This is a genomic window from Achromobacter sp. D7-1 (assembly GCF_059760445.1).
The window spans coordinates 1-14,997 of sequence record NZ_JCBAMT010000048.1 but is presented as its reverse complement, the minus strand read 5'-3'; the positions used below and the strand labels follow the sequence as shown (position 1 = coordinate 14,997).

11 protein-coding genes are annotated in these 14,997 nt (G+C 68.6%); 6 read left to right on the top strand and 5 right to left on the bottom strand.

Going from position 1 to position 14,997, the window contains the following annotated elements:
- Positions 1-4: 4 nt before the first annotated feature.
- The 4 genes from glgX to treY are packed head-to-tail and all read left to right on the top strand — an operon-like array spanning position 5 to position 8,686.
- The gene (glgX, locus tag AC6LKD_RS19880; RefSeq protein WP_498117221.1) at positions 5-2,116 is read left to right on the top strand and encodes a glycogen debranching protein GlgX; all 2,112 of its coding nucleotides are present in this window, start codon (positions 5-7) and stop codon (positions 2,114-2,116) included.
- A complete protein-coding gene (gene treZ, locus AC6LKD_RS19875) occupies positions 2,113-3,891 on the top strand; it encodes a malto-oligosyltrehalose trehalohydrolase (protein ID WP_498117219.1) in 1,779 nt (592 codons plus the stop codon). Before glgX ends, treZ begins: the two co-directional genes overlap by 4 nt.
- Positions 3,888-5,987, top strand: a complete 2,100-nt coding sequence (gene malQ, locus AC6LKD_RS19870; protein ID WP_498117217.1) for a 4-alpha-glucanotransferase — start codon at positions 3,888-3,890, stop codon at positions 5,985-5,987. The genes treZ and malQ overlap by 4 nt, the downstream gene beginning before the upstream one ends.
- On the top strand, positions 5,984-8,686 hold the full coding sequence (treY, locus tag AC6LKD_RS19865; protein ID WP_498117215.1) for a malto-oligosyltrehalose synthase: 2,703 nt from the start codon (positions 5,984-5,986) through the stop codon (positions 8,684-8,686). The genes malQ and treY overlap by 4 nt, the downstream gene beginning before the upstream one ends.
- A 123-nt stretch (positions 8,687-8,809) precedes the next feature.
- Here the strand turns inward: treY and AC6LKD_RS19860 are convergent, their stop codons facing one another.
- Both AC6LKD_RS19860 and AC6LKD_RS19855 read right to left on the bottom strand, forming a co-directional pair.
- Positions 8,810-8,989: a hypothetical protein gene (locus AC6LKD_RS19860; protein ID WP_013393882.1), complete on the bottom strand. Its 180-nt coding sequence runs from the start codon at positions 8,987-8,989 to the stop codon at positions 8,810-8,812.
- A 163-nt stretch (positions 8,990-9,152) separates the two neighbouring features.
- Positions 9,153-10,064 (bottom strand): EAL domain-containing protein, encoded by a 912-nt coding sequence (locus tag AC6LKD_RS19855; RefSeq protein WP_013393883.1) that lies wholly within the window; start codon positions 10,062-10,064, stop codon positions 9,153-9,155.
- 308 nt (positions 10,065-10,372) lie between these two features.
- Here AC6LKD_RS19855 and AC6LKD_RS19850 point away from each other — a divergent pair, with 308 nt between their 5' ends.
- Positions 10,373-12,499, top strand: a complete 2,127-nt coding sequence (locus AC6LKD_RS19850) for an FUSC family protein (protein WP_498117213.1) — start codon at positions 10,373-10,375, stop codon at positions 12,497-12,499.
- 114 nt (positions 12,500-12,613) lie between these two features.
- The gene (locus AC6LKD_RS19845; protein ID WP_013393885.1) at positions 12,614-13,447 is read left to right on the top strand and encodes a universal stress protein; all 834 of its coding nucleotides are present in this window, start codon (positions 12,614-12,616) and stop codon (positions 13,445-13,447) included.
- Between the two features lie 10 nt (positions 13,448-13,457).
- On the opposite strand, the gene AC6LKD_RS19840 is transcribed toward AC6LKD_RS19845, so the two are convergent.
- The 3 genes from AC6LKD_RS19840 to AC6LKD_RS19830 form a co-directional block, all read right to left on the bottom strand.
- Positions 13,458-14,399: a 2-hydroxyacid dehydrogenase gene (locus tag AC6LKD_RS19840; RefSeq protein ID WP_498117211.1), complete on the bottom strand. Its 942-nt coding sequence runs from the start codon at positions 14,397-14,399 to the stop codon at positions 13,458-13,460.
- Positions 14,400-14,557: 158 nt separating this feature from the next.
- Positions 14,558-14,710 carry a DUF3309 family protein gene (locus tag AC6LKD_RS19835; protein WP_013393887.1) on the bottom strand — a complete coding sequence of 51 codons (153 nt, stop codon included), beginning with the start codon at positions 14,708-14,710 and terminating at the stop codon, positions 14,558-14,560.
- A 48-nt stretch (positions 14,711-14,758) separates the two neighbouring features.
- Positions 14,759-14,926 (bottom strand): hypothetical protein, encoded by a 168-nt coding sequence (locus AC6LKD_RS19830; protein WP_013393888.1) that lies wholly within the window; start codon positions 14,924-14,926, stop codon positions 14,759-14,761.
- Between the last annotated feature and the right edge of the window lie 71 nt (positions 14,927-14,997).

The window sequence follows — 14,997 nt, the reverse complement described above, 5'->3', positions numbered from 1 at the left end:
GGATATGGACCCTACCCAATTCACGCGGCTCGCCAGCGGACAGCCTCATCCCCTTGGTGCGGTAAGCGATGGCCTGGGCGTGAACTTCGCGGTGTTCTCGGCCAATGCCACGCGCATCGAGCTGTGCCTGTTCGATGCCAAGGGCCGCAAGGAACTGCGCCGCTTCGACCTGCCGGAATGCACCGACGAGATCTGGCACGGCTACCTGCCGGACGCGCATCCGGGCTTGGTATACGGCTACCGCGCCCACGGCCCGCATGATCCGCGCAATGGACACCGCTTCAATCCCCACAAGCTGCTGCTCGATCCGTATGCCAAGCAACTGACCGGTCCGCTGCACTGGAGCGACGCGCTGTTCGGCTACCGCATGAACCATGCGCGCGCCGACCTCAGCATCGACCGGCGCGACAGCGCGCCCGCCATGCCCAAGGGCATCGTGGCCGAGGAAATGCCATTCACCTGGGGCAACAGCCGGCCGCCAGCCACGGCGTGGAATGATTCCGTCATCTACGAGGTCCACGTGCGCGGCGCCTCCATGCTGCGCGAAGACCTGCGCCAGCCCTTGCGGGGCACCTGCTCCGCCCTGGCCGACCCGCGCTTCATCGAGCATCTGCAGCGGCTGGGCGTCACGGCCGTGGAACTGTTGCCGGTGCAGGCGTTCCTGCAGGACCGCTTCCTGACCGAACGCGGTCTGCGCAACTACTGGGGCTACAGCACGCTGTCGTACTTTGCGCCGGAACCGTTCTATCTTCAGCACAATCCGAACGAATTGCGCCAGGCCATACGCAGGCTGCACGCCGCCGGCATCGAAGTCATCCTGGACGTGGTCTACAACCACACCTGCGAAGGCAGCGAACTGGGGCCCACGCTGTCCTGGCGCGGCCTGGACAATGCCAGCTACTACCGGCTGGTGCCGGGCGATGAACGCTATTACATCAACGACACCGGCTGCGGCAACACCGTCAACCTGTCGCATCCGCGCGTGCTGCAGATGGTCACGGATTCGCTGCGCTATTGGGCCCAGTCCTATGGCGTCGACGGCTTCCGCTTCGACCTGGGCGTCACGCTGGGCCGCGAAGGCACCGGCTACGACCCCGGCTCGGGTTTTTTCGACGCCGTGCTGCAGGATCCCGTGCTTGCCCGCCTGAAGCTGATTTCCGAGCCCTGGGATGTCGGGCCGGACGGTTATCAGCTGGGCAACCATCCGCCCGGCTTCGCGGAGTGGAACGACAAGTTCCGCGATGCCACCCGGCGCTATTGGCGCGGCGACCCCTCCATGCGCGGTGAGATGGCGGCGCGCCTGTGCGGGTCGCGCGACCTGTTCGACCGCCGCCATCGCCGCCCCTGGAGCAGCATCAACTACGTGGCTTCGCACGACGGCTTCACGCTGGCTGACGTCGTCAGCTACGACGCCAGCCACAACGAGGCCAACGGCGAAGGCGGCAACGACGGCCATGGCGAGAACTACAGCCACAACTGGGGCGCGGAAGGCGCCACCGACGACGCGGCAATCCTGCAGATCCGCAAGCTCGTGCAGCGGGCCCAGCTTGCCTGCGTGTTCCTGTCCGATGGCACGCCCATGCTGCTGGCCGGCGACGAATTCAGCAACAGCCAGGAAGGCAACAACAACGCGTACTGCCAGGACAACGCCCTCTCGTGGCTGGACTGGACGCAGGCGCAGGCGGACGACGGCCGTGAACTCAGCCGCTATGCGGCGCGCCTGATCGCCTTGCGCCGCGCCCATCCCAGCACGCGGAGCGCGCGCTACGGCGATGCCGGGCAGGAGCTCGTGCCGGGCGTCAAGGCAATCTCCTGGTTCGATCCGACGGGCGCGGAGCTGGGCGCGGCAGCCTGGGAATCGGAGCAAGACAATGCCATGGCCCTGCGCCGCGCCGCCTGCCGCGAGGACGGCAGTGTCGACGTGACGCTGCTGATGTTGAACCCGGGCGCGGAGGACCTCGTGTTCCAGCTGCCGCCGCCCGCGCTGGCCTGGATCCGCGAGTTGGATTCCGCCACGCAGGCGCCCGCCGCGCCCCTGGCCGACGCCGCCATCACGGTGGCCGCGCGCAGCCTGGTGCTGCTGGCGGCAACCCATGTGCCGGGAGACCCTCCATGACGCATGCCTACGCATCCGGCGCCACGCCGTTGGAGAGCGGCGTCACGCGCTTTCGCCTGTGGGCGCCGTCTGCGCCCGCAGGCCTGGCGCTCGAGGTCGAGGGCCATCCACCCATCGCCTTGCGCCCCGATCCGGACGGCTACGTGCAAGCGGACGTGGACTGCCCCATAGGCGCCCGTTACCACTACCGCCTGGACGCCGACACCGTCGCGCCCGATCCCGCCTCGCGCCTGCAGCACGGCGACGTGCATGGCGACAGCGTGGTGGTCGCGCCGGATTCCTATCCATGGCGCTACGCGACCTGGCGGGGACGCCCCTGGGAAGAATCCGTCCTGTATGAGACCCATGCCGGCCTGGAAGGCGGCTACGCGGGCCTGCTCGCGCGCCTGCCCGAGCTGGCGGCGCTGGGCGTCACGCTGCTGGAGCTCATGCCCATCGCCGACTTCCCCGGCCCGCGCAACTGGGGTTATGACGGCGTGTTGCCTTATGCGCCCGACACCGCCTACGGCACGCCGGACGAGCTCAGGCGCCTGATCGACGAGGCCCACGGCCTGGAGATGGGCGTCATGCTGGACGTGGTCTACAACCATTTCGGCCCCGACGGCAATTACCTGCCGCGTTACGCGGCGCCATTCTTCAGGAAGGACGTGGCCACCCCCTGGGGCGACGCGATCGATTTCCGCCAACCCGCGGTCAGCCAGTTCTTCAAGGACAACGCGCTGTACTGGCTCACGGAATATCGCTTCGACGGACTGCGCCTGGATGCCGTGCACGCCATTGCCGGCCATGAATGGCTGCATGAGCTCGCCCAATACCTGCGCCAACACATTCCTGGCGAGCGCTACGTGCATCTGGTGCTGGAAAACGACGACAACCGGGCCAGCCTGCTGCAGGGAGATTTCGATGCGCAATGGAACGATGACGCCCATCATGCCCTGCATTGCCTGCTGACCGGCGAGAGCCATGGCTACTACTCGGACTACAGCGCGCAGCCGGCCCAAGCCTTGGCGCGCTGCCTGGCCGAGGGTTGGCTGTATCAAGGGCAGCGTTCGCCGTACCGCGGCGGGCAGGCGCGCGGCGAGCCCAGCGCGGCGCTTGCGCCCACCGCCTTCGTGCTGTTCCTGCAGAATCACGACCAGATCGGAAACCGGGCAGGCGGCGAACGCCTGGCCAGCCTGGTGGACAACCCTGCCCGGCTGCGGGCCGCAGTCGCCCTGCAGTTGCTGGCGCCGCAGATTCCGCTGATTTTCCTGGGCGAGGAACGCGGTTCACGCACGCCGTTCCACTACTTCACCAGCCATGCCGACCCGGCCCTGGCGCAAGCGGTGCGCGAAGGCCGGCGGCGCGAGTTCTCGCGCTTTCCCGAGTTCCAGGCCGCAGCCGCGATGGCCGATCCGAACGACCCCGATACGTATCTCGCTAGCAAACCGCGGGCCAGCGCCGCGGACGCGCACGCCTGGATGCGAGACTACGCGGTGCTGCTGCATCTGCGCGCCCGCCTGATTGCGCCGCGACTGCCCGGCGCAACCAGCCTGGGCGCAGCCGCGATCGGCGAACGCGGCGTGTTCGCGCGCTGGGAGCTGGCCGGCGGCGCGCGGCTGACGGTCTATGCAAACTTCGGCCCCGACCGCCTGGCCTTGCCCGAGCCCTTGCAGGCCGGCCCCGAGTCTCAGGCCACGCTGCTCTTCGAATCCCTGGCGGGCGCGCGCGACGCGCTAGTTCAGGGCGAAGTGTGCGGCGACAGCACGGTATGGCTGCTTGAGGAGCCGGCATGAGCGCGGCGCCTGCTGGCGATGTCGCCCTGTCCGCGCTGGCCGCCCGGGCCGGGATCGCCGAGCATTGGACCGACGCGCGCCAGCGCCCGCAACGCGTGTCGCCAGACACCCTGCGCCTGCTGCTGGCGGGCATGGGCCTGCCGGCGTGCAGCGCAGAGGACATCCGCGAGAGCGACCATCGTCTCGGCGCAGAAAACGTAGGCCTGCTGCCGCCCTTGCTGGTGACGCGCAGCGGCTTGGCCACGCCCTTGCCCCCTGCCGCGCGTGGCCGCTATCGCATCGTGTGCGAATCCGGCGCGACCTACGAGGGCAACATCACGCAAGACGGCCGCCTGACGGCGCCGGACGAGCCCGGCTATCACGCGCTGTATGTGGGTGCGGACCGGACCCTGCTTGCCGTTGCCCCCATGCAGGCCCCTGGCCTGGACCTGTTGACGGCAGCCGCCCGCCCGCGCGCCTGGGGACTTTGCGCGCAGGTCTACAGCCTGAGACGCGATGGGCCCGATAACGTGGCCGGTGACGGCGGCTACGGCGACTTTGCCGCCCTGCGCGAACTGGCCGCGGCGGCCGCCGCCGAAGGCGCCGACGCGCTTGCCATCAGCCCGGTGCACGCCATGTTCGCCGCCCAGCCGCAGCGCTGCAGCCCGTATGCGCCCTCCAGCCGCCTGTTCCTGAATACGCTGTATGCGGACCCTGCGGCAGTACTGGGCGTCGAAGCCCTGCGCCGCGCATCCGCGGATGTCGGCGCCGCGCCGCCCGCAACGCATCTGATCGATTGGCCGGCAGCAGGCGCGCGGCGGCAGCGCCTGCTGCGCACACTGCATCGGCAGTTCCGCGCCACCGGCCCGGAGGACTGCCGCCTGCGTTACGACGCCTACTGCGCGCTGCGCGGCAAGGCGCTGCGCGATCATGCCGTGTTCGAAGCCCTGCATGCCGCCCAGGTGGCGCGCAACGCCGCCTCCCTGCCCTGGACGCAGTGGGCGGCAGGCCTGCGCGATCCGGACTCGGCCGAGGTCGAGCGCTACGCGCAGCAGCATCCTGAAGAAGTCGACTTCCATCGGTTCGCCCAATGGCTGGCGGCCGAGAGCCTGGCCGGCGCGCAAGACGCGGCGCGCCAGGCCGGCATGCGCGTGGGCTTGATCGCGGACCTGGCCGTCGGCGACAGTCCGGATGGCAGCCACGCCTGGAGCCGGCAGACCGACCTGATGCCGGGACTGTCCATCGGCGCGCCGCCCGACATCCACAATCCCCGGGGGCAGAACTGGAACCTGACCGCGTTCTCGCCACGCGCGATGCATGTCCAGGGGTTTGCGGCCTTCATCGATATGTTGCGCGCGTCCCTGGCCCATGCCGGCGGGCTGCGCATCGACCACATCCTGGGCATGGCACGGCTGTGGCTGGTGCCCGAAGACCTTGCCGCTGGCGCCGGCGCCTACCTGCGCTATCCGCTGCGCGAACTGCTGGCGCTGACGGCGCTCGAGGCTTGGCGGCATCGGGCCCTGGCCATCGGCGAGAACCTGGGCACGGTGCCGGACGGCTTCAACCGCGAACTGGCGGATCACGGCATTCTGGGCATGAATGTGTTGTGGTTCATGCGGCGGGAGGCGGACGTTGCAGCTGAGCAAACCATGCCGGACGCGCCGGAGCCCTTTCTAGCCCCCGAAGCCTGGCCCGCCGAGGCCGTGGCCATGACCAGCACCCACGATCTGCCTACCTTGCGCGGCTGGTGGGCCGAGCGCGACATCGATGTGCGCGCCAAACTGAACTTGCTGGGCGCGGAGGATGACGAAACGTCGCTGCGGCGCTGCCGGCGGATGGACCGCAGCTTGCTGGCGCAGGCCATGGGCTGTCCCGCCGAACCCGCGCAGGCGCCATTGGCGGACATGCTGCGCTTCGTATCTTCCAGCTCCTGCCCGCTGCTGCTGGTTCCCATGGAGGATCTGGCGGGCGAGTTGGAACAGCCAAACCTGCCCGGCACCATCGACGAGCACCCCAATTGGCGTCAGCGCCTGCCGGCGGGCAGCCAGGCTTGTCTTGCCGACGCCGCGGTGCAGTCGCGGCTGCAAGCCATGCGCTGCGGGCGGGGCCGGCCATGAGCCTGCCGCGCGCCACCGCCCGGCTGCAACTGCATGCCGGCTACACCTTGGCCGACGCCCGCGCCTGCGTCGACTATTACGCCGACCTTGGCGTGAGCCATCTCTACCTGTCGCCGATCACCCGCGCCCGCGCCGGCTCCACCCACGGCTATGACGTGGTCGACCACGCCATGGTCAATCCGGAGTTGGGCGGCGAGCCCGCGCTCCGGGACCTCGCCCAGGCCGCGCGTCGGCGCGGATTGGGCCTCATCGCGGACATCGTCCCCAATCACATGGCGGCCCATCCCGACAATGCCTGGTGGCGCGATGTGCTCGAGCATGGCGCCGCAAGCGCGCACGCGCGCTGCTTCGACATCAGTTGGGATGGCCCGGACCCGGCGCTACGCGGCAAGGTCCTGCTGCCCATCCTGCCCGAGCCCTATGGCGTGGCGTTGGCCCAAGGCGTCATGCGGCTGCGGCACGACGCCGACAGCGGACGGATCGAACTGGAGGTGGCGGGCCTGCGCTATCCGGTGGCGCCGGAGTCGATTCCACGCAGGCTGGAGCCGCAAACCCTGCTGCGCCGATATGATCCCGCTCGCGCAGCTGGCCGCGAACGCCTGCACCGCTTGCTGGAATGTCAGCATTACCGGCTGGCCTGGTGGCGCAGCGCCGCCGACCAGATCAACTGGCGGCGCTTCTTCGAGATCAGCGAACTCGTGGGCGTGCGGATCGAAGACGAAGCCGTATTCGATGCCGTGCATGCGCTGGCGCTGCGTCTGTATGCGCAGGGCGTGCTGGACGGGCTGCGCATCGACCACATCGATGGTCTGGCCGCGCCGGGCGCCTACCTGCGCCGCCTGAACCAGCGCCTGGGCGCAGCGGGCGCCAGCCGTCCGCCTTCCTGCGCGCAAGCGCAAGCCTATCTGGTGGTGGAGAAGATCCTGGCGCCGGACGAATCGCCCGATCCGCGCTGGCCGCTGCACGGCACCACCGGCTATGACTTCATGGACCAGGTCAGCGCGTTGTTGCACGACCCCGACGCCGAGGCGCCGCTGCGCGCGTTCTGGCAACTGCTGACGGGCGACCTGCGCACGCCGCAGCTTCAGCTGGAGGCCGCTCGCACGCGTATGCTGGAGCGGCATTTTCCCGCCGAACGGTTGGCGCTGGTCCGCAGCCTGGAACGGATGGCGCGGCAACGCCGCCAGACCCGCGACTGGAGCGCGGTATCGATAGACCGCGCGCTGTCCGCGTGGCTCACCGCCTTCCCCGTATACCGGACCTACGCCGAGGACGGCGGGCGCAGCGGCGCAGATCGTCGTTGTTGCGATAGCGCCGGTCAGCGGGCGGCGGCACTGTTGAACGCCCTGCCCGGCTCGGCGGACGCAGCCCTGCTGGCGCAGTTGGACCACTGGCTCGACGGCGACGCTGCCAGGCATGCGACACCGGAACACCGGAATGGGCCACCCCGGCACGCCGACACCGAGGCGGCCGAAGCCTTGCGGCGGTTCCAGCAACTGACGCCGCCGCTGGCCGCCAAGGCGCTCGAAGATACCCTGTTCTACCGCTACGGCCCGCTGCTGTCGCGCAATGAAGTTGGCGCATCGCCCGCGCGATTCGCGTTGCCGCCCGAGGCCTTTCTTGGACTGGTCCAGGCCCGCGCGGACGACTTCCCCCATGCCATGCTGGCCACCGCGACGCATGACCACAAGCGCGGCGAAGACACGAGGGCCCGGCTGGCCGTGCTGTCGGAAATTCCGGAACAATGGCGCAAGACCGCTTACCGCTGGATCCAGGCCCTGCCGGACGGCGGCCGCCTTTCTTTGGCGGATCGCTACATGCTCGTGCAGACGCTGGTGGGCGCATGGCCGGCGGATTGGACCGCAGACGCGATTGAATACAAGGCCGAGGTCGTGGCCGGCTGGATCGAACGCGTGGCGCAGTGGCAGCTCAAGGCTCTGCGCGAAGCGAAAATCCACACCAGCTGGACCGATACGGATCCCGCATATGAAAACGCGGCGCGCGCCGCGCTTGCCTTCCTGCGGGATTCGGGACCAGGACGCCGCCTGTTGGCGGAAATGGCTGCCTATGCCTTGCAGTTGGCTCCGGCGGGCATGATCAACAGCCTCGCGCAGACGCTCTTGCGCAACACGCTGCCCGGCGTGCCGGACTTGTACCAGGGAACGGAGCTATGGGACTACAGCCTGGTCGACCCCGACAACCGGCGCGCCGTGGACTATCCGAGGCGAATCGCCATGCTCGCCGAGGCCCAGGCTCTGGCCGCGGAAGGCGGAATATGCACGCGGGAATCGGATTGGCGCAGCGGCGCGGTCAAGCAGGCGCTGATCCAGCGGCTGCTGGCGGCGCGCCAGCGTCATCCGGCATTGTCCAGTCATGGAGGGTGCGTCGCGCTGACGGTAGCGGGGCCGAACGCGCGTCACCTGCTTGCCTGGCTGCGGCGTCATGAAGATGGGACTGCGCTGATCGTTGCCCCGCGGCTATGCGCAAGCCGGCTGTCCGGCTACGCGAGCGGCGAGCCTGCGGCAGCGCGCGGGTTCTGGGCGGGCACGGTCATCCAGCTGCCTGATGCCATCAGGAACGGGGCCTGGCGCGATGCCGTGAGCGGCGTCCCGGTGCAGCCCGGTCCGGATGGCGCGCTGCATCTGCATGACCTGCTGCGCGAGCTGCCGGTAGCCTTATGCCTGTCCCTCCATCCTTGAGGAGGAAGTTCCGCGTAAATGCCGTCCATGAATAAACGGCCTTGTCCGCCCACAGCGGGACAAGGCCGTCTTGCTACCGCGATACCCGCCCGACTATGGGGCCCGGAACACGCGGTCTACGAGTCAGCGCGGCATCTTGCTTTGCTGCCCGGGGTTCTGGCCAGGTTGCTGCCGGTCTTTATCGGCATGCTGGCCGGATTGGCCGGGCTGCTGCTGCCCAGGCTGATTGCGGTCCTTGGGGTTTTCCTGGGCCTGTTGCTTCTGCTGCTGCTTTTGCTGGTCGGGCTGGTTCTGATTGGGCATTGCAAGTCTCCTGGAAGACGGAAAAAACTCCGCCACCTTCCATACAGCAACCCGCGTGCCCAAACCCCGGTGACCCAGCCTTCGCACCGGGCGAGCATGGGGGACGCAAGGCCCGAGGGTAAAGTCCGGTCCAGCCGGTAAAAATTGCGCTTGGCGGCCCGCGCTATTGCGTGGCCACGTGCCGTTTGCCGCGCGCGGACTGCGCCTCCTGGGAGGCATCGTAGGTATCGAGCCAGGACGAGGTATAGGCGGCGGGCGCGGCCAGCGGCTCGCCCTGGTCGCGCTGCGTGCGCAGGCGGACCATCAATTCGTCCAGCGGCATGGGACGGCCCAGCGCGAAGCCCTGCCCGTACCGGCAGCCGGCAGCGCGCAAGGCGGGAATATCCGCCACGTTTTCGACGCCTTCGGCCACCACGCGGCGGCCCAGCCGGTTGGCCAGTTCGGCGGCGGTGCGCAGCACTTCGAACGCGACAGCGCTGCGGCGCATGCGCGTGACGAAATACTGGTCGATCTTGACTTCCGATAGCGGCAGCGCCGACAGCAGCTTCAACGACGCATGGCCGGTGCCGAAATCGTCCAGACTGACTTCACAGCCCGCGTTTTCGAGCTTCAGCAGCGTCGCGCGCAGCACGTCGAGTTCACGGATGGGCTGGTCTTCGGTCAGTTCCACCCGCACCAGCGACGCCGGCAGTTCCGCCGCGTAGATGCGGTCCAGCAGGAAGTCGACGGCGGCCTCGTCCGACAAGGTGGAGGCAGGCGCATTGATGGCCACGGGAATCGCGATGCCGGCGCGCCGCATGGTCAGCAGCATGTCTATCACTCGCAGGCAGACGCGCTCGAACAGCATCTTGTCGAGCCCGAGGCGGTTGACCGCCGGGATGAATTCGGAGGGCATGATGATGCCCAGCCGCCGATGTCGCCAGCGCGCCAGCGCTTCGGCGGATACGATCCTGCCCGTCAGCAAGTCCACCTGCGGCTGCAACAACATGCGCAGGCCATCCTTGCCGGTGATCATGGCGGCGATCTCGTCGTCGCTCGCCACCGAGTCTGTGGAAGCCTCGTGATTCGACGTCATGTCGACACTCCTTGCGCGCCCCTGGGCGTTAACCTGCGCTGTCCGGGCGCAGAAAGAGGCACATTGGACTGAGTATTCCCAGCTACAGCGCTTTTTGTATGCCATTTCCAGACTTTGTTCCAGGCAATTCTGCGCCCCTGCGGCGGCAAAGTCACATATATGTATCCATACGTATTAAGCTGCTCGGATTCATGAACAAAGCTGCAATCTCCGGCGCCCCGGCCGCCCCTCGCCGGAATGCCTTGTCGACATGGTAGGGTTGGCGTCCTTTGCCCTGCCGGGCCCACCTCCGCTGCTGTACTCCTAGCGTGAAGAACCTGTTTTCCCGTTGCCGCGCCTCCTTGCGCAACGTCCTGTGGCTGGACGCCCTGCAAGCTGCGGCCATCAGCGCCGCCCCTGTCATCCTGGCTGTGCTGGCGCACGAACCGCGCCTGGGCTGGAGCGCCATCGCGGCGTTCTGGGCCTGCTTCGGCGACCCGGGCGGCCCGCTGCGGCAGCGCGCCGGCGCGATGCTGGCGCTGGGGCTGATCGGCGCGCTGTTTTGCTTCCTGGCCAGCGTCAGCGCCGCCCACCTGTGGCTGCTGCTGCCATTGACCTTTGTGTGCTGCACCTTCGGCGGCCTGTTGCGCGTGTTGGGGCCGGCTGCGGCCATCGTCGGCACCCTGCTGTCGGCCGGCTTCGTGGTGGCGGCCGAGTTGCCCGCCCCGACCTGGTCGGAGAGCCTGTCGTACACGCTGTTCTTCCTGGCCGGGGCGGCTTGGGCCATCCTGATGACCGCGCTGGTATGGCGCAGGCGGCCGTGGAAGGATGCCACCCATGCCGTCGCGCATTGCTATCGCGGCCTGGCGGATTTCGCCGATGCGCTGGCCCGCATGTATTCCGGACTGACGCCGGCGGCCAGCCCCCAGGCCTGGAGCGCCGTCACGCGTCCGCAGCGCAGCGCCCAGCGCGCCGCCCTCGAAGCCGCCCGGACGCGCATCCGCGAAGTGCAGGACGCGCGGCCCTCGCGCCGCGCCCGCGCGCAGCAGTTGCTGTACCTGCTGGACAACGCCGAGGACAGCTTCATCGCGCTGGTGGCCGCGGCCGACCTGCTGGAATCGAATGCGCCGCAGTGGCTGGGCCGCGGCGCCGGGGCCCATCTTTCCCACGCGCTGCATCGCTATGCCAGCCTGTGCAATGCCATCGCCAGCACCTCGGACCTCAACGACGCCAAGCAGGCCCAGTGCCTGCGCGATCGGCTGGACCACTACGGTTCCGGTCTGCACGAACTGCGCGGCGGCGCCATGGCCCGTGCGCCCGAACTGGCTACCATGGTGCCGGTGCTGGACCGCTTGCTGCACACCGCGCAGGCCGTGACGCAGTCGCTGTTCGACCAGGGCGATGCGCCCGTGGCGCCAGCGCGCGACCGCCGCGCTACCAGCCGCACGCAAGACGCTTGGCGCGCATTGCGCCAGAATCTGAGTTTCGAATCCGACGCCCTGCGCCACGCACTGCGCGTAGGCGTGGGCGCCACCATCGCGGTGGCCCTGTCCAAATCCTTTGCCGTCAACCACGGCTACTGGATGTCGCTGACGCTGGTCTTCATTCTGCAGCCCTACTTTGCCACCACCTGGCAGCGCACGCTGGAACGCGTGGCCGGCAGCGTGGCGGGCGCCATTGGCGCCTCTCTGCTCGGGCTGTTCCTCAGCACCCCCCTGTCCGTGGCCCTGGCGGTGTTGCCCATCGCGCTGGGCACGTTCGCCGCACGCACCATCCATTACGCGCTGTTCACGTTCTTCCTGACGTCGCAGTTCGTGCTGGTCACCCATATCCAGCAGCCGGAAATCCAGGAACCCATGCTCGCCGCCTTGCGTGCCTTCAACAGCGTGCTGGGCGGCATCCTGGCGCTGCTGGTGGGCTTTCTGGTCTGGCCTGAAAAAGAGCCGCGCCAACTGGCGGGCGCGCTCAGCCTGGCGCTGGAACGCCATGCCGCCTACGTGCGTGCCCTGGTCCGTGAAAAAAGCGGCGATGCCCGCGCGGGGCACGACATCGTGGCGCGCCGCCGCGTGGCCTGCCTGTCGGCAGACAATGCGCAGGCCTCCTTGCAGCGCCTGCAACAGAACCCGGTCCATCGCGACCGCAACGTAGGCACGGCGGAAAACCTGCTGAACGCAATGCGCCGCGTCACGGCCGCGGGCACCGTGCTGGAGATACAAGCCGCTTTGCCCGCCGCCTCACCCGCGGCCCAGGCGCTAGCCGAGTATGGCGCGGTGCTGGCGCACGCGCTGCATCCGCAGGAGCCCGCGCCGGAGTCGGGGGGCCGGCAATTGGCCGTGCCCGCCGCAGTCGCTGCCGGCTATCCGGAACTCGCGGGGCCACTGGAACGCATCGCGCAGCAAGCGCGCCAATTGCGCCAACTGCGCGAACGCGTGGAACGGGCACAGCCCTCGGCCTAGCCGGCCCGTTTGCGCTGGCCCCGGCGAACTGCCGCGGGCTTGACGCTTATCAAGGGCGAAATGGCCGAAAAGCGTAACCATAGACACATGGCACGCTTAAACAAGGAGGCCTCCATGTATCGCCGCATTTCCGTCCACCTCGATCACGGATTCGACTGCAAACGCCGCATTGAAGCTGCCCTGGCCCTGGCCAAGCGCCACAAGGCCGAGCTGGTCGGCATCTACGCCAACGCCGCCCCGCCGCAGTACTACTACGGCGAATCCGTGCTCATGTCGCGTTCGCTGGGCATCATCAAGGAACTGCACGCGCAAAACCGCGATGCGGTGGAAGCTGCCTTTCTGGAGGCTGCCGCCGAGGCGGACGTTCCCGCCTTCATGCGCGCTGGCACCTCCTCGCCCAGCGAGACCGTGGCGCTGCTCGGCCGCACCACCGACCTGATCGTGGTCAGCCAGGAAAACCGCGAAGACGTCGAAGCCGCGCACGAAATCGAATTCGTCGAGCAGACGCTATTGACGGCCGGCCGCCCGGTGTTGGCGATTCCGTCCAGCGGCGAATTCCCGGTCATCGGCGACCGCGTGCTGTGCTGCTGGGACGGCAGCCGCGAAGCCGCCCGCGCGCTGGCCGATGCCGCGCCGATCCTGCGCCTGGCTACGCATATGACCGTGCTGACCATGAACGAAGGCGCCGCCAGCCCGAAGCATGAAGCGCCGTTCGAGGACCTGGCGACCTACTGCGTCGCGCAAGGCATGCCGGCGCCCGAGCACGTGCGCCGCGACATCAAGGGCGTCGGCGTGGGCAGCACCATCCTGAATGCCGCCGCCGACCATAGCGCGGACCTGATCGTCATGGGCGCCTACGGCCATAGCAAGCTGCGCCAGTGGGCGCTGGGCGGCGCCACCGCGTCCATCCTGAAGAGCATGACCGTGCCGATCGTGTTCTCCCACTAGCGTCAGGCTGCTAGCCCCCGCGCACGGGGGTCAGTACCGGCCTGCCGGCGAAGTGCGCCGTGGCGTTGTCCAGGAACAGCGCCACGGTGGCATGCACCGCCTCCGGTGAGCGCCCCGCGCTGTGCGGCGTCAACACCACGTTGTCGAGCTCGATGAGCGCCTTGGGCACGTCGGGCTCGCCGTCCACCACGTCCAGGCCCGCGCCCGCAATGCGGCGCCCGGCCAGGGCCGCGATCAGCGCCTGCGTGTCGACCACGCTGCCGCGCGCGATGTTCACCAGATACCCTTCGGGTCTTAGCGCTTCCAACACCTGGGCATCCACCAGATGGCGCGTGCCCGCCCCGCCCGGCGTCGCCACCACCAGGAAGTCCGACGCCGCTGCCAGCGCGCGCGGGCTATCGAAATAGGCATAGCCGGATTCCGGGCGGACGCTGCGGCTGTAATAGCCCACGCTCATGCCGAAGCCCAGGGCGCCGCGCCGGGCGATTTCCTGGCCTATGGTGCCCAGCCCCAGGATGCCCAGGCGCTTGCCCGAGACCTGCGGCCCCATGAAGCCGCTCCAATGGCCTTGACGCACCGAAGCATCGGCCTGCGGCAAGCGCCGCGCCGCGCCCAGCAGCAGCGCCATGGCATGGTCCGCCACCGACACTGCGTTGGCGCCCGGACCGTTGGTCACCACGATGCCGCGCGCGGCCGCCGCGGCCAGATCGATGTTTTCATGGCCCACGCCCAGGGAGCAGGCGATCTCCAGTTTCGGCATCGCCGCCATTTCCGCCGCGCGCAAGCCGGTGGCGCCGCGCGTGAGCACGATGCGGATCTCATGGCCATGGTCGCGGATCGCCTGGGCGCGCGACGCGTCGGTAGGCGCAAAAATAGCGCGAAAGCCGCGCGCTTCGATTTCGGGCAGATAGTCCTGCACGCTTTCAATCAGGACAAGCAAGGGGATGGTCATGTCGGGAATGCCGCGCATCGCGGGGGCTGCATAAAAACCCGGCGATGTTACGCCTGGGCCGTGACGCGCGCCAGCCGCCGTCCGCCAGGCGGCCGCCCGGCGACGGAACCGGTGCGCGAGCCGCCCGACACGGCTCGCGCTAATGTGGACCGGCCCCGCTACAGCCGTCCGGTCAGCAGCATCACGATCAGGACGATCAGCAATATGCCCAGTATGCCGCTGGGGTAATAGCCCCAGCCACGGCTATGGGGCCAGGCCGGCACGGCGCCGACCAGCAAAAGGATCAGGATAATCAGCAGGATGGTCGACATGGCGACTCCTCGGTTCTTGTTGGGGTCTGTGGAATCCCGTTGCCCGCGTCAGGGGCTGGGCGGCGTGATTTCCTTGCCCGGCGGCGACAAGGGCGGCAGGTCGACGTCCGGCTCGTCGGTATCCGGATCCACCGGCAGGTCCCCGGGAGGCGAACCCGGCGGTATCGGATCTGGTTTGGGCGGAACGTGCAGGTAATACGAGTACGCAATGTGCATGGCTGTCTCCGGGGAAAATCCATTCCTCCCTCAGCAAGCCGCGTGCCCGCGCCGGCCCGCGTGACCGGCAC

Excerpts from the sequence above, each read along its gene's own strand:
- glgX (WP_498117221.1), top strand. The coding sequence starts at position 5 with ATGGACCCTACCCAATTCACGCGGCTCGCCAGCGGACAGCCTCATCCC.
- treZ (WP_498117219.1), top strand. The coding sequence starts at position 2,113 with ATGACGCATGCCTACGCATCCGGCGCCACGCCGTTGGAGAGCGGCGTC.
- malQ (WP_498117217.1), top strand. The coding sequence starts at position 3,888 with ATGAGCGCGGCGCCTGCTGGCGATGTCGCCCTGTCCGCGCTGGCCGCC.
- treY (WP_498117215.1), top strand. The coding sequence starts at position 5,984 with ATGAGCCTGCCGCGCGCCACCGCCCGGCTGCAACTGCATGCCGGCTAC.
- AC6LKD_RS19860 (WP_013393882.1), bottom strand. The coding sequence starts at position 8,989 with ATGCCCAATCAGAACCAGCCCGACCAGCAAAAGCAGCAGCAGAAGCAA.
- AC6LKD_RS19855 (WP_013393883.1), bottom strand. The coding sequence starts at position 10,064 with ATGACGTCGAATCACGAGGCTTCCACAGACTCGGTGGCGAGCGACGAC.
- AC6LKD_RS19845 (WP_013393885.1), top strand. The coding sequence starts at position 12,614 with ATGTATCGCCGCATTTCCGTCCACCTCGATCACGGATTCGACTGCAAA.
- AC6LKD_RS19840 (WP_498117211.1), bottom strand. The coding sequence starts at position 14,399 with ATGACCATCCCCTTGCTTGTCCTGATTGAAAGCGTGCAGGACTATCTG.
- AC6LKD_RS19835 (WP_013393887.1), bottom strand. The coding sequence starts at position 14,710 with ATGTCGACCATCCTGCTGATTATCCTGATCCTTTTGCTGGTCGGCGCC.
- AC6LKD_RS19830 (WP_013393888.1), bottom strand. The coding sequence starts at position 14,926 with ATGCACATTGCGTACTCGTATTACCTGCACGTTCCGCCCAAACCAGAT.